The 17,089-nt window shown below is 54.3% G+C and carries 20 protein-coding genes; 6 read left to right on the forward strand and 14 right to left on the reverse strand.

The window, feature by feature from the left end; translation table 11 throughout:
* Nucleotides 1–264: 264 nt before the first annotated feature.
* From KJI95_RS01075 to trmJ, 13 genes are all read right to left on the reverse strand, one after another.
* A complete protein-coding gene (locus KJI95_RS01075) occupies nt 265–2,937 on the reverse strand; it encodes a TonB-dependent receptor plug domain-containing protein (protein WP_214505322.1) in 2,673 nt (890 codons plus the stop codon).
* A gap of 403 nt (nt 2,938–3,340) precedes the next feature.
* Nucleotides 3,341–3,772, reverse strand: a complete 432-nt coding sequence (gene ndk / locus KJI95_RS01080) for a nucleoside-diphosphate kinase (RefSeq protein ID WP_214505323.1) — start codon at nt 3,770–3,772, stop codon at nt 3,341–3,343.
* A 165-nt stretch (nt 3,773–3,937) separates the two neighbouring features.
* A complete protein-coding gene (locus KJI95_RS01085) occupies nt 3,938–4,096 on the reverse strand; it encodes a hypothetical protein (protein ID WP_214505324.1) in 159 nt (52 codons plus the stop codon).
* Nucleotides 4,097–4,250: 154 nt separating this feature from the next.
* Nucleotides 4,251–5,156, reverse strand: coding sequence for a 30S ribosomal protein S6--L-glutamate ligase (gene rimK / locus KJI95_RS01090; protein WP_214505325.1), 906 nt, complete (start codon nt 5,154–5,156; stop codon nt 4,251–4,253).
* A 197-nt stretch (nt 5,157–5,353) separates the two neighbouring features.
* The gene (gene fdx / locus KJI95_RS01095; protein ID WP_214505326.1) at nt 5,354–5,689 is read right to left on the reverse strand and encodes an ISC system 2Fe-2S type ferredoxin; all 336 of its coding nucleotides are present in this window, start codon (nt 5,687–5,689) and stop codon (nt 5,354–5,356) included.
* A gap of 8 nt (nt 5,690–5,697) precedes the next feature.
* Entirely contained in the window at nt 5,698–7,557 is a 1,860-nt protein-coding gene (gene hscA, locus KJI95_RS01100; protein ID WP_214505327.1) for a Fe-S protein assembly chaperone HscA, read from the reverse strand.
* A gap of 56 nt (nt 7,558–7,613) precedes the next feature.
* Complete coding sequence (hscB, locus tag KJI95_RS01105) at nt 7,614–8,138, reverse strand: co-chaperone HscB (RefSeq protein WP_214505328.1); 525 nt, start codon at nt 8,136–8,138, stop codon at nt 7,614–7,616.
* 9 nt (nt 8,139–8,147) lie between these two features.
* Nucleotides 8,148–8,471, reverse strand: coding sequence for an iron-sulfur cluster assembly protein IscA (gene iscA, locus KJI95_RS01110; RefSeq protein WP_214505329.1), 324 nt, complete (start codon nt 8,469–8,471; stop codon nt 8,148–8,150).
* Between the two features lie 12 nt (nt 8,472–8,483).
* Complete coding sequence (iscU, locus tag KJI95_RS01115) at nt 8,484–8,867, reverse strand: Fe-S cluster assembly scaffold IscU (RefSeq protein WP_011759410.1); 384 nt, start codon at nt 8,865–8,867, stop codon at nt 8,484–8,486.
* 29 nt (nt 8,868–8,896) lie between these two features.
* A complete protein-coding gene (locus KJI95_RS01120) occupies nt 8,897–10,111 on the reverse strand; it encodes an IscS subfamily cysteine desulfurase (RefSeq protein WP_214505330.1) in 1,215 nt (404 codons plus the stop codon).
* Between the two features lie 76 nt (nt 10,112–10,187).
* Complete coding sequence (gene iscR / locus KJI95_RS01125) at nt 10,188–10,649, reverse strand: Fe-S cluster assembly transcriptional regulator IscR (RefSeq protein ID WP_214505331.1); 462 nt, start codon at nt 10,647–10,649, stop codon at nt 10,188–10,190.
* 214 nt (nt 10,650–10,863) lie between these two features.
* Nucleotides 10,864–11,685, reverse strand: coding sequence for a serine O-acetyltransferase (cysE, locus tag KJI95_RS01130; protein ID WP_214505332.1), 822 nt, complete (start codon nt 11,683–11,685; stop codon nt 10,864–10,866).
* A 26-nt stretch (nt 11,686–11,711) separates the two neighbouring features.
* Entirely contained in the window at nt 11,712–12,437 is a 726-nt protein-coding gene (gene trmJ, locus KJI95_RS01135; RefSeq protein WP_214505333.1) for a tRNA (cytosine(32)/uridine(32)-2'-O)-methyltransferase TrmJ, read from the reverse strand.
* Between the two features lie 155 nt (nt 12,438–12,592).
* On the opposite strand from trmJ, the gene suhB reads away from it, so the two are divergent.
* From suhB to KJI95_RS01165, 6 genes are all read left to right on the forward strand, one after another.
* The gene (gene suhB, locus KJI95_RS01140) at nt 12,593–13,396 is read left to right on the forward strand and encodes an inositol-1-monophosphatase (RefSeq protein WP_214505334.1); all 804 of its coding nucleotides are present in this window, start codon (nt 12,593–12,595) and stop codon (nt 13,394–13,396) included.
* Between the two features lie 159 nt (nt 13,397–13,555).
* On the forward strand, nt 13,556–14,725 hold the full coding sequence (locus tag KJI95_RS01145) for an NnrS family protein (protein WP_214505335.1): 1,170 nt from the start codon (nt 13,556–13,558) through the stop codon (nt 14,723–14,725).
* 100 nt (nt 14,726–14,825) lie between these two features.
* Entirely contained in the window at nt 14,826–15,230 is a 405-nt protein-coding gene (locus tag KJI95_RS01150; protein ID WP_214506158.1) for a phosphate-starvation-inducible protein PsiE, read from the forward strand.
* 137 nt (nt 15,231–15,367) lie between these two features.
* A complete protein-coding gene (locus KJI95_RS01155; RefSeq protein WP_214505336.1) occupies nt 15,368–15,670 on the forward strand; it encodes a PilZ domain-containing protein in 303 nt (100 codons plus the stop codon).
* A gap of 75 nt (nt 15,671–15,745) precedes the next feature.
* On the forward strand, nt 15,746–16,414 hold the full coding sequence (locus KJI95_RS01160; RefSeq protein ID WP_214505337.1) for an AAA family ATPase: 669 nt from the start codon (nt 15,746–15,748) through the stop codon (nt 16,412–16,414).
* Entirely contained in the window at nt 16,401–16,748 is a 348-nt protein-coding gene (locus tag KJI95_RS01165; protein WP_214505338.1) for a ribbon-helix-helix domain-containing protein, read from the forward strand. Before KJI95_RS01160 ends, KJI95_RS01165 begins: the two co-directional genes overlap by 14 nt.
* Nucleotides 16,749–16,795: 47 nt before the next feature.
* On the opposite strand, the gene KJI95_RS01170 is transcribed toward KJI95_RS01165, so the two are convergent.
* On the reverse strand, nt 16,796–17,038 hold the full coding sequence (locus KJI95_RS01170) for a YecH family metal-binding protein (protein WP_214505339.1): 243 nt from the start codon (nt 17,036–17,038) through the stop codon (nt 16,796–16,798).
* Nucleotides 17,039–17,089 lie beyond the last annotated feature (51 nt).

Below are 17,089 nucleotides of genomic sequence, written 5' to 3' on the forward strand. Positions count from 1 at the left end.
AACCAATTTGGTCAACGTGATTCACGTCAAAAATAGACCAAAGAAAACAATTGATACAACAGGAATTTAACAACTACAAATCAACAACTTAGCAGCAGATCAAAGAAAACAAACAAAGCAACAAGAGATACATAAGGCTACAGATGTAATTAAAAAGGAGGCGACAAAAACAATTAACACACTTAATCAATATCTGTATCAATTTGCTTCTGAAATAAAAAAGCCTCTGTCATTAACAGAGGCCTTTCAACATTAATCGACGGATCAGAACGTCATTTCAACAACCATATAATATTCACGGCCAATTACTGAGTAGTAAGAGCGTGGATAATGTGGCCAGGTGGTCTGGGTGTAATCGATTTCAGGACCGGCGTCGAACAGGTTATTAATACCGGCAGACAGCTTAATGCCATCGTTGACCAGATAACTTGCTGACCAGTTCACTTCAACATGATTGTCGATAGTCACGGCGTACTGTGAGTCCAGACCGTTGCTGACGAAGTAGTCCATGTTGTCGCCGTTCATGCTGTCGATGTATTTAACAAGCACATTGGTGGTGAAATCTTCATAACCCCAACCAAGGTTCAGGTTGGCGCGCAGCTTGGGCGCTGAGCCTTCGCCGTCAATCAGATCCAGCGGCGCCGAGTCAGGGGTCAGCTGCTCTTCCCACTCCAGCAGGTAGGTGCCTTCAAAGCGGGCGCTCCACTCACCGTAGTTGCCGCTGTCGTAGCGATAACCGAGGCCAAAGTCGATACCCGAGGTTTTCTGGGATGACATGTTGATGGCCTGAGTATTCACCTGCACCAGCTTGCCGGTTTCATCACGGACAATCTTGTCACCGAACGCATCGGCATGATCCAGAATGTACTGGGCCGATGGATCGTTCACCAGATTGTCGATGTCCACCATCCAGTAATCGAGGGTCAGGTTGAAATCGTTGTAATCCCACACCATACCCAGGTTGTAGTTTTTGCCGGTTTCGGCTTCAAGTTCCGGGTTGGCACCCACTGTGATGGGCAGCGACTCAATCTTTTGACACTCGGGCGAGTTTGGATTACCGCTTGCCTGGCAGCGCGGGGTATCAATCACTGTGCTGTAGGCGGCGGTTGGCTCGCCAAACAGGCGCTGCATGTCCGGCGCACGGAAGGTTTCGGCATACAGACCACGGATAAGCAGGTTATCCAGTGGACGGTACTCCACCGCCACCTGCGGGCTGAACTGACCGCCCACGTCTGAGGCATCATCGTAGTAGTCGTAGCGGCCGGCCAGGGTCATGGTCAGGCTGTCGAGCAGCGGCAGCGCCACTTCGGCATAGCTTGCGTACTGCTCACGCTCACCGGCGGCCGAGCTGCCACCTTTGCCAATCACGCCACCATTGCTGGTGAAACTGTCGGAGCGGTCGTAGAACCACTCTTTGCCAAACTCAACACCCACCGCGTAAGCAACGGTACCGGCTGGCAGTTCAAAGCCGTCACCGGAAATACCGGCGGTGAAGTTGGACAGGGTGCTCTGGCCTTTTTTGTTGCCTTCGTAGTTGAGCATGTCGGCATCTTCGGCGCTGATAACATCAAAGATGGATTTGCCGTTTTCACCGGACGTCAGGTAATCAAACATACCCTGATAGGTTGGTGAGCCTGAGCTTCTGGACTCCACGCTCTGACGGGCGATAGACCAGGAGGTATCGTACTCGATGCTGTCGGTGATATAGCCCTTGCCGCCCACCAGGAACGAGAAGTTGTTGGTTTCAAAGTCTGAGGTACGTGGGCCAAGCTCCGACAGACGGCGGGTGTAGAAGTAATCGCCATCGGCCACAGTGGCAAAGTCGCCGCCAAAGCCAACATTTTTGTCAAAGGTCTGGGACATGCCCTTGCCCTTGTTGTACACAGTGACCTTGTCGCCGGCCACGTTGAACATCATGTCGTTGCCCAGGGTCGCCGACTCGATTTCGGTGTAGGTGGAGGCATGGGTGTAATCCATGCGGGCATAAAGCTGATGATCGTCAGCCAGCTCCTTGGTCAGATTGACCATAGTGGAGTAACGCTTCTGCTCCGGCATAAAGTCACGCTGGGCAGAGCGGTCAAAGCCGCAGCGACCGTTTGACATCACCACATAACCGCGCGCCTCACACTCTTCAGTGCTTAAGGTGCTGACCAGCTTATTGCCGGTTGCCGTTACCAGGTTGGCGCCGTAAGAGCTGTATCCGGCATAAGGCTGACCCGGAATGACATCTGTGCCCCACTCAGGTCTGTCGCTGCCTTTGAGCGCCGTTCTGTCTTCGTATTCGGCGAAGAAGGTCAGGTTGGCATCTTCACTCGATACGCCGGTCATGAAAGAGAACTGGTTGTTCTTCAGGCCGCCGTCAACCGTGTCAGAGAAACGGTATTTAAGATTGGTCTGCTCCACATCCTTTTTGAGGATGATGTTGATAACGCCGCCCATGGCATCGGAGCCGTAAATGGCCGAGGCACCTGTGGTGAGGATTTCAATCCGCTCGATGGCACCCAGTGGGATGTTGGCGGTATCCACAAAGCTGTCGGTGCCACCGGCACCAAAGGGATACTTGGGCACGCGCTTACCGTTGATAAGCGTCAGCACCCGGCCTGCGCCCACACCGCGCAGGTTTACCGCCGACGCGGCGGGGGTGAAACCGTGCACTTCCTGCTGGGTCATGGAGCCGCCGGAGTTCTGCGACAGGTTGCCAAGCACGTCCTGCACCGAGTTAAAGCCACCTTTCTCGATATCATCGGCACTCACCACCACTACGGGGGAGGCATTTTCCATATCGGTACGCTTGATGCGGGAGCCGGTAACTTCGATGCGCTCAACCTGAGCACCCGCCTCGGGGGCGGTGTCCTGCGCCTGGGCTGACATGGCGACAGCACCCATGGCAAACAAACCAAAACGTACCGCTTTGGCTACTGCAGTTTGCGTTGACATTGTGACTTTCCTTTACTGTGTTATGGCAGCACGAGGGAGAGGTTAAAGGCTGCACTTATTATTGATAACTGAGTCGCTCCCTTGACGAAACTTATCAACAACAGCAGCAATATCAACAGCTTAATTGTTATCAACGCGCTAACGCGGGGTTGCAAATGTAATCCCGAAAAGACTAATTCAATGGATTCGGCGATACCGAAATTCATGCTTTTCAGTCACTTGTACGGATTGGCATGGAGGATGAGTAACACAGACGTATTACAACTGAGCCCCGGTAAAGTTCCCTTGCATTTTGGGCCGATTTGCAAAAGCCGGAGCAAGGTCACAGTTGGGCTGTTTTTGTGCTGATCGCAAAGCATAAAAAAAGGAGCCAAATGGCTCCTTTTTTAACCTTCTCAACCGATTAGCGAGTGCGTGGGCACAGCTCGTCAGCAGCGAAGAAGTAAGCAATTTCGCGCTCGGCAGAAGCCAGAGCGTCAGAGCCGTGAACGGCGTTCTCGTCGATGCTTACAGCGTAGTCAGCACGCAGAGTGCCACGGGCAGCCTGAGCTGGGTTGGTGGCGCCCATGATTTCACGGTTAGCCAGAACTGCGTTCTCACCTTCCAGAACCTGAACCATGATTGGGCCAGAAGTCATGAAAGCAACCAGAGCGCCGAAGAAAGGACGCTCGCTGTGCTCAGCGTAGAAACCTTCAGCCTGCTCTTTGCTCAGGTGTACCATCTTGGCAGCGATGATCTTCAGACCAGCTGATTCAAAACGGTTGTAGATAGCACCGATGTAGTTCTTGGCAACTGCATCAGGCTTGATGATAGAAAAAGTGCGTTCGATCGCCATAACTAGCTTCCTTCAATAAGCAAGTTGGAAAAATTCGCGCGGATTATAAGGGATTTCTGACGCAAATCCTATCTTTATCAGAAACACAAACGCCGCGGCATGGCATTTGGCGCATACAGCGGCGTCACAATTGGCAAACCCGGTCTATTTATTAGCAGAACAGTGTCATTTATGGCGCTTAACCCACCAGACACCGGCCACCACGGCTATCAGCGCCAGTGCTGGCAAGGCATCCATAAAGTGGTGATACAGACCAATCCCGCCGTGACCTTCGTGGGCCATGGCGAGCGGAGTAAAGAGCAGCAGGGGCAGTAGCGATTTCATGGTGTGTTCCTTGATTTATAAGCATTGGCGCCGCCCATGGCGGCCATGTACCAAGCTTACGCCGCGCTCAACAATCAATGTTGATAGCGATCAAAGTTCACAAGTTCTCACAATGCCTTAACTCAAAAAAGCGCTAAAGGTCACAGTTTGACCATCAGCCCTGAGGGCCGCTCAGCTTGGGTCTTTTCAGGACCGACTTTTCGATATAGGCAATAATGGAGCCGGCCACATCCTTGCCGGTGGCGCCTTCAATGCCTTCAAGCCCCGGCGAGGAGTTTACTTCCATAATGAGCGGGCCGTGGTTGGAACGCAGCAAATCCACCCCGGCAACGCTGAGGCCCATGGTCTTGGCGGCGCGAATGGCCACCGAGCGCTCTTCAGGGGTAAGTTTTACCAGCGACGCGGTGCCGCCACGGTGCAGGTTGGAGCGAAACTCCCCCGGCGCAGCCTGACGTTTCATCGCCGCCACCACCTTGTTGCCAAGCACAAAGCAGCGGATGTCGGCGCCATTGGCCTCGCGGATATATTCCTGCACCATGATGTTGGCTTTAAGGCCCATAAAGGCTTCAATCACGCTCTCGGCGGCCTTGCGGGTTTCGGCAAGCACCACGCCTATGCCCTGGGTGCCTTCCAGCAGCTTTATCACCAAGGGGGCGCCGCCCACCATATCGATTAAGTCAGGAATGTCCGATGGCTTGTTGGCAAAGCCGGTGATGGGCAGACCAATACCACGGCGGGACATCAGCTGCATTGAGCGCAGCTTATCGCGGGAGCGGGTCACGGCCACCGAGCCATTGAGGGTATACACGTCCATCATTTCAAACTGGCGCAGCACAGAGCAGCCGTAAAAAGTGATGGATGCGCCGATGCGCGGGATAACCGCATCAAAGGGCGGCAATTCTTCCCCGGCAATATGAATGCTGGAGGCACGCATATTGATGTTCATATAACACTCGAGGGGATTGATAACCCGTACCTCATGGCCCCGCGCGGTGGCGGCCTCCACCAGACGGCGGGTGGAATAGAGCTCTGGGCCCTGAGACAAAACGGCTATCCGCATTCATGACTCCAACAAAAGAAAAAGCCCGCGAATCATACGCGGCTTTTGGCCAAATGCAATCGCGCCGACTACAGGGAATGACCTATGCCGATAACTATAGCGAGCAGGCATAAAAAAAAGCCAGTGCAAAGACTGGCTTTCGTACCTTGGAAGGATGGGCTTGGGCTGCACCATGGGTGTCAGCCGGAGCACAGTAATCAGCCTTCGCTGACCATATTCACTGTGTATTTGGGGATATCGACCACCATGTCGCAGTCAACCACCTTGGCCTGACAGGACAGACGGCTTTCGGGCTCCAGACCCCATGCCTTGTCGAGCATGTCATCTTCGAGCTCGTCGGAAGGCTCAAGCTCATCAAAACCTTCGCGCACAATCACGTGGCAGGTGGTGCAGGCGCAGGACTTTTCACAGGCGTGCTCGATATGGATCCCGCAGCGCAGCGCGACGTCCAGAATGGTTTCGCCGACCTTGGCTTCTGCAACAGCGCCGTCCGGACACAGTTCTTCGTGAGGCAAAAATACGATTTGCGGCATGATGTTACCTATATAGTGTCGACCGATTGGCCCTTGAGGGCATTACGGATTGAATTGTCCATGCGCTTGGCGGCAAACTCCTGGGTCTGCTCGTCGAGGCGCTCGATGGCGGCCTTGATGGCATCGCCATCGTCCTGACCGGCAACGGTAGCAAGCTCAGCCATGGCGGCGGAAATGGCGGCAAGTTCGGTTTCATCCAACAGGGCGCTGTCTTTGGCAAGTGCCGAGTGCAGCGATTCCAGCACCCGCGCGGCTTCAACCTGTTGCTCGGCCAGCATGCGGCGACTGATATCTTCCTTGGCATGCTTCATCGAGTCTTTGAGCATGGTGGCGATTTCAGTATCAGACAAACCAAAAGACGGCTTCACCTGAATACTGGATTTCACCCCGGTGGATTTCTCCATGGCGGTGACGCTCAAAAGCCCATCGGCATCCACCTGGAAGGTAACCCGAATGTGGGCGGCACCGGCCGCAAGCGGCGGAATGCCCTTCAGGGTAAAGCGTGCCAGCGAGCGGCAATCCTGCACCAGCTCACGCTCGCCCTGCACCACGTGGAAGGCCATTGCGGTCTGGCCATCTTTAAAAGTGGTAAATTCCTGAGCGCGGGCCACCGGAATGGTGGTGTTGCGGGAGACAATTTTCTCCACCAGCCCGCCCATGGTTTCGATACCCAGCGACAGCGGAATAACATCCAGAAGCAGCAAATCTGATTCAGGCTTGTTACCCACCAGAATATCGGCCTGAATGGCAGCGCCAATGGCGACAACGCGGTCGGGGTCAATGCTGGTGAGCGGCGTTTTGCCAAAAAAGCTTTCAACTTCGGTTCGTACCAGTGGCACGCGGGTCGAGCCGCCCACCATCACGGTTTCGAGTACCTCGGTAGTATCAATACCGGCATCACGCAGGGTGCGGCGACAGGCTGCGATGGTCTTTCTTACCAGCGCGCTGATAAGGGCATCGAATGCTTCGCGGGACACGTCGCAGCGATAGTCCTGCCCGTTAAAGCTTAAACGGGCTTCGGCAGTCGCGGCGTCGGTCAGGGCTTCTTTTACCCGCCGCGCCTCAATCATCAGCTTACGGCCAAGCTCGCCGCTGTCGCCATCAAGGCCCCACTGGGCGGCCAGATGGTTTGCCAGCAGGTGGTCAAAGTCATCTCCGCCAAGCGCCGAGTCACCGCCGGTGGCCAGTACTTCAAATACGCCACGGTTAAGCCTGAGCACCGAAATATCGAAAGTACCGCCGCCAAGGTCGTACACGGCAATCACCCCTTCCTGACCTGAATCCAGGCCATAGGCGATGGCAGCGGCGGTGGGCTCGTTCAGGAGACGCAGCACTTTAACGCCAAGGAGCGCGGCTGCATCTTTGGTGCCCTGACGCTGGGCGTCATCAAAATAGGCAGGAACCGTGATAACGACGCCTTCGAGGCTGCCGCCAAGGGTTTCTTCGGCGCGCTGAACCAGAGGACGCAAAATCTCTGCCGACACCTGCACCGGATTCACCACGCCCTGGGGCGTATTAAAAAGCGGCAGGCCATTGTCGCTGGCGCTGAAATGATAAGGGAAACGTTGGCTGCCGGACTCAATGTCGGCGAGACTTCGGCCCATAAAGCGCTTCACCGAGACTATGGTATTAACCGGGTCGAGGGCGCTGAAAGCCTCGGCCTGATAGCCAACCTCAATGCCATCTGTGCCAAAACGTACGATGGAGGGCAGTGAATGACGGCCTTCGGCATCGGCCAGGGTGCGGGCTTCACCGCTTCGGACGGCGGCCACCAGCGAATTGGTGGTGCCCAAATCGATGCCAACGGCGAGTTTATGCTGATGAGGCGCGGCGCTCTGGCCCGGCTCGGCGATTTGCAATAGTGCCATAGGTGTCCAACATTACTTGCGCTGGCGGCAAAGGCCGCCGGGTGAAAACGGGATAATCAGTCCAGCAGGTTGTCTTCGGCCCGCTCGAGTTCCTGATGCAATTTTGCCATAAATTTAAGCTTGCGTACCTCGTTTGCCGCTGTGTGCCAATCCTGCTCTGTGTCACTTTGCAGCAGCTGCCGCAATCTGGCGCTGACGTCAGTCTGGAAGGCTGAGAAAGAGCGGTACAGCGCATCAATCTCACGGTGAGGATCGCGGGCCTGGGCTAAGTCTTCGAGGGCTTCGCGCCATTCCATCTGCTGCATCAAAAAGCCGGTGTCACGCACCGTCTGGGTTTCATGCCGAATATCCACGCCCTTTAACGCCAACAGATGCTCGGCGCGGCGGACAGGATCTTTCAGGGTTTGAAAACCGTCATTGACCATGGCGGTGCGACTGACGGCGAGCAGTTTTTCCTGCTCGCTGGCGGCAGCAAATTTGTCGGGGTGCACGGCGCGCTGCAGCTCACGGTAGGTTTCAGCAAGTGCAGCGGCGTCTATGTCGAAGCCTTGGGGAAGATTAAACAGCTCGAAATAGTTCATCTAAGCAGATTATACGGTGAAGCTCTCGCCGCAGCCGCACTCTCCCTTGGCATTGGGGTTGTTGAACTTAAAGCCTTCGTTCAGGCCTTCCTTGACAAAATCGAGCTCAATCCCAGCAAGGTAGATAAAGCTCTTGGCGTCGATGACGATGTTTACACCGTCAATTTCGTATACTTCGTCATCGTCGTTGAGTTCATCCACGAACTCGAGCACGTAGGCCATACCCGAGCAGCCGGAGGTTTTAAGCCCCAGTCGCAAGCCCACGCCTTTGCCACGGTTGGCAAGGAAGGCACGGACCCGCTCGTTGGCTGCGGGTGTCATAGAAATCGCCATACGGACTCCGGATTACTTGGCTTGCTTGTGCTTGTACTCTTCCAGGGCGGCCTTGATGGCGTCCTCGGCAAGAATCGAGCAGTGGATCTTCACCGGTGGCAAAGCCAGCTCTTCTGCAATGTCCGTGTTTTTGATGGCGGCGGCTTCTTCGATGCTCTTGCCCTTCACCCATTCGGTGACCAGCGAGCTTGACGCGATGGCGCTGCCACAACCGTAGGTTTTGAACTTGGCGTCTTCGATGATGCCGGCGTCGTTGATTTTCAGCTGCAGCTTCATCACGTCACCGCAGGCAGGCGCACCCACCATGCCGGTCACAACGCTCGGATCGTTTTTGTCGAAAGAACCCACGTTGCGTGGATTCTCATAATGATCAATTACTTTTTCACTGTAAGCCATGATACTGCTCCAAATCTCTCAAACCACTATCAGTGGTGAACCCACTCAACCTTGCTCAAATCGACGCCGTCTTTAAACATCTCCCACAGCGGAGACATTTCACGCAGCTTACCGATAGAGCCCTGGATGATACCTACTGCGTAATCCACGTCTTCTTCGGTGGTAAAACGACCGATGGAGAAACGGATTGAGCTGTGGGCCATTTCGTCGCTGAGCCCCAGTGCACGCAGCACGTAGCTCGGCTCAAGGCTTGCCGATGTACAGGCAGAGCCGGAAGATACTGCCAAATCTTTCAGAGCCATCATCAACGATTCGCCTTCAACAAAGTTGAAGCTGACGTTGAGGTTACCGCAGTAACGCTGCTCAAAGTCACCGTTCACATAGGTTTCTTCGATGTCTTTGATGCCGTTCCACAGGCGATCGCGCAGGGCCAGAATACGGGCGTTATCGGCTTCCATATCGGCTTTGGCAATGGCGGCGGCTTCACCCAGACCCACGATTTGATGGGTGGCGAGAGTGCCACTGCGCATACCACGCTCATGGCCGCCACCGTGCATCTGGGCTTCCAGACGGATACGTGGCTTACGGCGAACGTACAGGGCGCCAATACCTTTGGGGCCGTACATTTTGTGGCCGGAAATCGACATCAGATCCACTTTTGACTGCTGCAAATCGATAGGCAGCTTGCCAGCGCTCTGGGCAGCATCAACGTGGAAAATCACTCCCTTGCTGCGGCACAGCTCACCGATGGCGGTGATGTCATGCACAACACCGATTTCGTTGTTAACGTGCATCAGGCTCAAAAGGATGGTGTCGTCGCGCATGGTCGCTTCAAGGCGCTCCAGCGGGATGATGCCGTTGGCGCCCGGCTCAAGGTAAGTCACCTCAAAACCTTCACGCTCCAGCTGACGGCAGGTATCCAGCACCGCTTTGTGTTCGGTCTTGCTGGTGATGATGTGCTTGCCCTTCTTGTGATAGAAGTGCGCCACGCCTTTGATAGCAAGGTTATTGGATTCGGTGGCACCGGACGTGAACACGATTTCACGGTGGTCGGCATTGATAAGCTCAGCCACCTGGGCACGGGCGATGTCCACGGCTTCTTCAGCCTGCCAGCCATAACGGTGGGAACGGGAAGCCGGGTTACCAAAGACGCCGTCCATGGTCATGAACTGCATCATCTTCTGCGCAACGCGGGGATCCACCGGGGTCGTTGCGGCATAGTCTAAATAGATAGGAAGCTTCATCACACACTCCGTACTTCGCAGGCCCGAAGGACTGCTTAACAACGTACTCGTTTTATTTTTATGGCTGCACAGGGTCTTAGGCAGACGCTCTGTGCCCTCTGTGTATCTCGTCCTGCTTGACAGAAATAAACTGCACGTCGCGCTTTTTCATCAGCGCGGCAAGACTGATACCATTTAAAAAGTCAGAAATCTGTTTGCTGAGATCGCCCCACAGCGAGTGGGTCAGGCAGCGATGGCCGCCCTGGCAATTGCCGGCGCCCTGACAGCGGGTGGCATCAACGGATTCATCCACTGCATGCACCACCATACCCACCGAAATATCTTCAGCTTCGAGCCCGAGGCGATAACCGCCGCCCGGCCCGCGAACACTGGCCACCAGGCCATGTTTGCGCAATTTGGCGAAGAGCTGTTCAAGGTAGGAAAGCGAAATCCCCTGACGCTCGGAAATATCGGCCAGAGGCACAGGCCCTTGGGCGGAATGGATAGCCACATCCAACATGGCTGTGACAGCGTAGCGGCCTTTAGATGTCAGTTTCATAACTACCATAGCTCCGATTTAATCTGATGCTATTGGACCATATCCGAGTAATTTGGTCAAGTATAAGACCAACTAATTTACTCAGGTATTGTGGTTTCTATCGGAACTGGCGACTGCAATGGCAAGCTAAAATACCCCCGCGCTCAGCTGGGGTATTTAACCTTTTTTTAAGCCATTTTTCAACGTAAAAAGGCCGCTTCTGCGGCCTTGGTGGTCAGATAATGGGATCAAACTCATCAATTGCATTCTGACGCTTCTCGGCGGCAGCGGCTTCCGCCTCGCTGAACTCACCCACATCGAGCTGCGGCAGCTTCTCAGTGCACACATTGCCGCCAAGGCGTTGCAGTTCGCTGCAAAGCTCCTGCACTTTGGAATCCATCAGGTGCATATGGTCGAGCATCTGGCCAATGGCATTGGCCACCGGATCGGGGTTTTCCGGCGATACTGCATAGGCATCGAAACCATATTTCTTCGCCATGGCCGAGCGCCGCTCAGTGGTTTCTTTGGACTGACTGGACGGCGTTGCCACAGCGCGGCCTGGAATACCCACGACGGTGGTATTGGCAGGCACACTTTTTACCACCACAGAGTTGGAGCCAACCCGACTGCCCTCACCCATGGTGATTGGCCCGAGAATTTTGGCGCCGGCACCGACCACCACATTGTTTTCGAGTGTGGGGTGACGCTTTCCTGCGTTCCAGCTGGTGCCGCCCAAGGTAACCCCGTGATAAAGCGTGCAATCATCACCGATATCGGCGGTTTCACCTATCACTATGCCCATGCCGTGGTCGATAAAGAACCGCCGCCCTATGGTGGCGCCGGGATGGATTTCCACTCCGGTAAGCCAGCGCGAAAAGGTAGACAAACAGCGGGCCAGAAAACGCCAGTCTCGCTTCCACAATTTGTGGCTTATCCGGTGCAGCCAAATGGCGTGCATGCCGGGATAGTTCAGCAGGATTTCAATGGCGCTGCGCGCCGCCGGATCCCGATGATAAATGGAGGCTATGTCTTCTTTGAGCCTGGATATCACACCCATGTCTGTTCCTTGTGATTATGTGAAGCTTACTTCTTATTACTGCCAACCGCCTTTTCGATGGAGGTAAGTATGCCGCGCAGAATATTCATTTCGTGGCTCTCAATTCGAGCCTTGGTAAACAGGCGCCGCAGTTTGGTCATCACCTGCCCCGGATGGTTTTTGATAATAAACCCAGTACCTTGCAAGGTTCTTTCAAGGTGTTCGAAGAATCGCTCATTTTCTTCAGCGAGCGGATACTCTTCGACCTCTTGCGGCTTGTCGGTCAGCTCAAGGTGCGCGATGCGGGTTTCGTAGCAAATAATTTGCACCGCCTGGGCGAGGTTGAGCGACATATATTCCGGATTCGCCGGAATAAACACATGGTAGTTGCAGGCCTGCAGCTCTTCGTTATACAGCCCGTGATTTTCACGGCCAAACACGATGGCGACCGGACCTGTGGTTGCCTGCGCGGCAAGCTTGCCACCGGCCTGACGCGGGTCAAGCAAGGGCCAATCGAGGGTGCGGCTGCGCGCTGAGGTACCTATCACCAAAGAGCAGTCTTTGATGGCCTCGGCGAGCGAGCCAACGATAGTGACATCTTTTAAAATGTCGCAGGCACCAGCTGCCAGCGCCACCGACTGTCCATCAACTTCGCAGCGAGGCTCAGCCAGATAAAGATTTGATAAACCCATGGTTTTCATGGCTCTTGCGACCGAGCCTATGTTACCGGGATGAGAGGTGCCCACAAGGACTACACGGATATTACTGAGCATGAAACAACTTAATTTAATTGATAAAATCTTGAGCCCTGCAGTTTACCACAGGGCACCTCAAAACCTTATATGAAAATCTGTAATTGATATGCCTGCTGGTTCAGGTATAATGTGCGCCGCTGATTTTTCCGTTCTTTAACATCCAGGGGATTGCAATGCATCCGATGCTGACCATCGCCGTGCGCGCCGCTCGCGCTGCCGGACAAACCATTATGCGTGCTTACACGGATCTCGACCGTGTTGAAGTGAGTGCCAAAGGTATCAATGACTTCGTTACCAGCGTAGATAAGGAAGCAGAAGCAGCTATCGTTTTCCAGATCCGCAAATCCTACCCAGACCACACCATCGTGGGCGAAGAGCAGGGTGAAAACCGCGGTACCAATAAAGATTACATCTGGATCGTCGACCCCCTGGATGGCACCACCAACTTTATGCGTGGTATCCCCCATTTCGCCGTTTCCATCGCCCTGCAGTACAAAGGCAAGACTGAAGTTGCCGTTGTTTACGATCCTGTTCGTGACGAGCTGTTCAGTGCCGTACGCGGTCAGGGTGCCAAGGTGAACGATCGCCGTATGCGCGTGACCAACGCCCAGGACCTGAATGGCACTATCATCGCCACCGGTTTCCCATTCAAATCACGTCAGCACACCCAGACCTACATGGCTGTGCTGAATGAAGTATTCGGTCAGTGCGCCGATCTGCGCCGTGCCGGTGCTGCTTCTCTTGATCTGGCCTATGTTGCCGCCGGTCGTATCGACGGTTATTTTGAACTCGGCCTCAAGCCTTGGGATATCGCGGCTGGCGATCTTATCTGCCGTGAAGCAGGCGGCACTGTGACTGACTTTACCGGCGGTCACAACTACCTGCTGTCAGGCAACATTGTTGCCGGTACCCCAAAAGCGACCACAGCGCTGGTTAAGCTGATGCGTCCGCTGCTGAACGATGCGCTGAAACGCTAATCGTAATAAGCATTTAAAAACCGCCTCCGGGCGGTTTTTTTGTTTTTGTTCGCTGCTGAGTCTGCAGCGTGGGTCACAGAAAACCATCAAATAATTTTACATGCATAATTTTTGCACCTTATAATATCCGACAATTTCACTCAGGCATGAAGGTGTACCATGCATAACATTCACGATCCGCAAAAAGCACTCGCCACGCCTGCCTTGCTGCGGCTGGGATTCAGGCCGTTCTTTTTGTTTGGCACCCTGATGGGGCTTGCTGGGGTGCTGGTTTGGGTAATGGCGCTGCTTGGTGCCTTTACGTTTACGCCCCACGGCGGCGCGCTGTGGTGGCATGGTCATGAGATGCTGTTTGGCTTTGTGAGCGCGATTATCGCGGGCTTTTTGCTGACAGCGGTACAAAATTGGACCGGCGTGCCAAGCATCAGCGGCAAACCGCTGATGCTGCTCGTTTTACTCTGGCTGATGCCTCGACTGCTGTTGCCGTTTTCGGCCTTGCCACTCTGGTTGGTGATGCTGCTTGATGTGGCATTTCTGCCGGTAACGGCACTCGTGCTTGCACTTAACGTGCTTAAGGTAAAGCAGTGGCGAAACCTGGTGTTTGTACCCATATTGCTGCTGCTCGCAAGCTGTAATGCCCTTTCTTATGCCGCATTGCTGCAGGGTGACGGCGCACTTGCCCAAAAGGCGCTCTACAGCGGCGCGCTTGCTATTATCCTCATCGTTTCGCTGCTTGGCGGTCGGGTCATTCCGTTTTTTACCGAACGCGCCAGTGAGTATCAACGTAAACCCAACCTGCCCTGGCTCGATGCCGCGACCTTTATTGCACTTGGACTGACTATCCTCGCCTGGCTGCTCGGCATTGATGCAACGCTGCGCCCATTGGCGGGATTGAGTGCATTGGTGATATTTGTCCGCTGGTCGCGCTGGGGCTGGCAATACAGCTTCAAAGTCCCCTTGCTGTGGTCACTGCATTTAAGCTTTTTGTTTATCCCGATTGGACTGGCATTAATTGCAGCCGGGCAGCCTTTTTCAGCCGGGCTGCATGCTCTGGCCGCAGGCGGCATGGGCGGAATGATCCTCGCCATGATGGCACGGGTATCTTTGGGTCACACCGGCCGGCAACTCATCCCGCCCAAAGCGATTGTTGTGGCCTTTGCCATAATGCTGCTTGGGGTAATCCTGAGGGTGCTGGCCGGGTTGATGCCCGCCCATTTCACCTTGCTTATCAGCCTCGCGGCCTTTGCCTGGGTTACCGCCTTAGGCTGCTTTGTGATTTGCTATGGCCCAATGCTGATGCGCCCTCGGGCCGACGGTCGCCCTGGCTAGCGCAGATTTTACCCGATTGTGAACCCTGTCACGCGCTTTTCACACGCCGGCGCGCAAAAGGCTGCTACCATCGCAGCATGCAGGATACAGGGAGAACATGATGGATTTTTACCGCAGTTACGGCTCAAAGCTGCTGAAAATGACCGAGAATCTGGTGCTTATCATTATCGCGGTAGCAACAGTGGCGGCGATAGGGCAGGAAATCGCCCACATTCTCAATATGGGCAAGGTCACACTGGCAGATTTGCTGCTGCTGTTTATTTATCTTGAGGTGCTGGCGATGGTGGCCAACTACGCGGAGTCGGGCAAGCTGCCGGTTCGCATGCCGCTTTATATCGCCATCGTCGCACTGGCGCGCTACCTCATCCTCGATATGAAGGCCATGGACGACTGGCGCATTCTGGCGATTTCCATCTCGACCGTAGTGCTGGCCGGCGCCGTGGTGGTGATCCGCTGGGGTCAGCTCAAAATGCCCTACCCCAAGAATCAGGAATACGACAATTAGTTTTTGCAATCATGGTCATAAAGCCGGCATTCGCCGGCTTTTTTTCATTCCGTATTTGTCAGTTATTGGTATTCTCCTGTAAAAGCAATTATGCTGATTTTTAAGCGCTTGTTAATGCGCCAAAGGAGAAGGCCGCGATGGATGACAATCCAAAAGAATACGAAGAAAAACGCAGATCGCTCAGGGTCGATATGGAAGCGGAGCGAATTGTGCTGCGCTGGACCGATAAAAGCGGCGCAGAGCAAGTCGATAATGGCATCTGTATCGACCTGTCCAGACGGGGAATATTGTTCGAGTACCGCTTGCCTTTTGCCCTGGGCGAGCTGGTTGAAGTGACATTTAATCCGGACACCGACAAAGAAAACACCATTCAGGGCCAGGTTTGTCGTTGCAGTGAGGCACATGCTCACAGCTTCCACATTGCTATGCAGTTGATTTAAACCGCGCTTTTCTATCGCTTCGGTGATGCTGTTCTATACTGGTGAGAAAGGCTTGGCTAAAACGGAGCACAAACTATGATTTTGCTGGTCGGTGGGGAAAAAGGTGGCAGTGGCAAGAGTTGCCTTGCACAGAATATCGCGGTTCATATTACCCAGAAATTCAATGCCAATGTGCTGATGGTCGACTGCGACCCGCAGCGAACCACCTCGGACTGGATCCAGGCCCGTAACAACGACCCCAGTCTGCCGCAAATCAACTGTATTCAGCTTTACGGCAAAATCCGCAACGATTTGCTGAGCCTCAACGAGCGGTTTGATTATGTGATTGTCGACTGTGGCGGCCAGGATAACCTAGCCATGCGAGCCGCCATGTCGGTCGCCACCTATGTGGTGGTACCGCTGAGGCCAAAGCGCCGTGACCTTAAAACCCTGCCGCACATGGAAGACATGCTGACCACCTGTAAAATGGTCAATCCCAAGATGGTCGCCACCGTGGTGCTGACCCAGTGTCCGGCGCTGCCAACCCAGGCAAAACGTATTATTGAAGCCAAGGAAGTGGTCACCTCCTTCGGACTGCGGGTGCTTGATTCAGTCACTTATTGCCGTAACGTTTACGACGACAGCGAGGAAAAAGGCTCCTCGGTCATCGAAATTGAACCGGACGGCAAGGCTGCTGAAGAAATTCGAGCAATCGCAGATGAACTTCTCGCCATACCGCCAGAAAATTCCTATGAGCTTAACTGACCTTAAACGCAAAAAGCCAAAACTGGATCGCGGTCAGGTCTCGGTTGATGACTTTATCGAAGATGCCAACAACTACGCCTTTGGCAGGCCGACTATTCTGGATGAAGACGGCAAAGCCATACGGGCAAAATTCGGGCTGGATAAATCCACCACCAAGGTGTATCGCCACGCCACCTTCAGCCTGACCACCAAGGCCATCGACCAGCTCGACAGCCTTGCCAAACAAACCGGCATCGCCAAATCCAAACTGCTGCGGATCCTGATTAAGGAATTCCACGACAAGAGTTCAGGCGAGCAAAGCCACATTCTGCTGCGTGGTGAAGACGAGCAGTAAGCCGGTAGCAACGTTGTCCGGCCTGCTCTCCCGGGCTGGACACCGTGTCAATGATGACAAATACGCCCCTTCTCTGTTGTCAGCCCCTCGGCGCACTCAATTACCTTGCCTTTTCGCCTGAGCAGCGCCAGTAAATCCATTGCCGATAATTCGCTGGCGCTGCAAGTGTGAAAGCGGCACTCGTCACCAAAGGTTTTGTGAATAAGCGCAATTAATGCGTCTTGAGTCAAAGGTTTGCCATGGGCTAACATCAAGCCCATCACATCATGGCCGTGTACTGAACGAGTCAAGGTGTGCTCCTGTTGCTGCAATTATGTCTGTATATTCGCTGTATGCTGCTG

Origin of the sequence: Shewanella jiangmenensis (assembly GCF_018596335.1) — a bacterium.
Taxonomy (GTDB): Bacteria; Pseudomonadota; Gammaproteobacteria; order Enterobacterales; family Shewanellaceae; genus Shewanella; species Shewanella jiangmenensis.

Coding starts and splice junctions, on each gene's coding strand:
- KJI95_RS01150 (WP_214506158.1), top strand. CDS start 14,826: ATGGATTTTTACCGCAGTTACGGCTCAAAGCTGCTGAAAATGACCGAG.
- ndk (WP_214505323.1), bottom strand. CDS start 3,772: ATGGCGATCGAACGCACTTTTTCTATCATCAAGCCTGATGCAGTTGCC.
- cysE (WP_214505332.1), bottom strand. CDS start 11,685: ATGGGTGTGATATCCAGGCTCAAAGAAGACATAGCCTCCATTTATCAT.
- trmJ (WP_214505333.1), bottom strand. CDS start 12,437: ATGCTCAGTAATATCCGTGTAGTCCTTGTGGGCACCTCTCATCCCGGT.
- hscA (WP_214505327.1), bottom strand. CDS start 7,557: ATGGCACTATTGCAAATCGCCGAGCCGGGCCAGAGCGCCGCGCCTCAT.
- suhB (WP_214505334.1), top strand. CDS start 12,593: ATGCATCCGATGCTGACCATCGCCGTGCGCGCCGCTCGCGCTGCCGGA.
- KJI95_RS01085 (WP_214505324.1), bottom strand. CDS start 4,096: ATGAAATCGCTACTGCCCCTGCTGCTCTTTACTCCGCTCGCCATGGCC.
- iscR (WP_214505331.1), bottom strand. CDS start 10,649: ATGAAACTGACATCTAAAGGCCGCTACGCTGTCACAGCCATGTTGGAT.
- KJI95_RS01120 (WP_214505330.1), bottom strand. CDS start 10,111: ATGAAGCTTCCTATCTATTTAGACTATGCCGCAACGACCCCGGTGGAT.
- fdx (WP_214505326.1), bottom strand. CDS start 5,689: ATGCCGCAAATCGTATTTTTGCCTCACGAAGAACTGTGTCCGGACGGC.
- KJI95_RS01145 (WP_214505335.1), top strand. CDS start 13,556: ATGCATAACATTCACGATCCGCAAAAAGCACTCGCCACGCCTGCCTTG.
- rimK (WP_214505325.1), bottom strand. CDS start 5,156: ATGCGGATAGCCGTTTTGTCTCAGGGCCCAGAGCTCTATTCCACCCGC.
- iscU (WP_011759410.1), bottom strand. CDS start 8,867: ATGGCTTACAGTGAAAAAGTAATTGATCATTATGAGAATCCACGCAAC.
- iscA (WP_214505329.1), bottom strand. CDS start 8,471: ATGGCGATTTCTATGACACCCGCAGCCAACGAGCGGGTCCGTGCCTTC.
- hscB (WP_214505328.1), bottom strand. CDS start 8,138: ATGAACTATTTCGAGCTGTTTAATCTTCCCCAAGGCTTCGACATAGAC.
- KJI95_RS01165 (WP_214505338.1), top strand. CDS start 16,401: ATGAGCTTAACTGACCTTAAACGCAAAAAGCCAAAACTGGATCGCGGT.
- KJI95_RS01160 (WP_214505337.1), top strand. CDS start 15,746: ATGATTTTGCTGGTCGGTGGGGAAAAAGGTGGCAGTGGCAAGAGTTGC.
- KJI95_RS01155 (WP_214505336.1), top strand. CDS start 15,368: ATGGATGACAATCCAAAAGAATACGAAGAAAAACGCAGATCGCTCAGG.
- KJI95_RS01075 (WP_214505322.1), bottom strand. CDS start 2,937: ATGTCAACGCAAACTGCAGTAGCCAAAGCGGTACGTTTTGGTTTGTTT.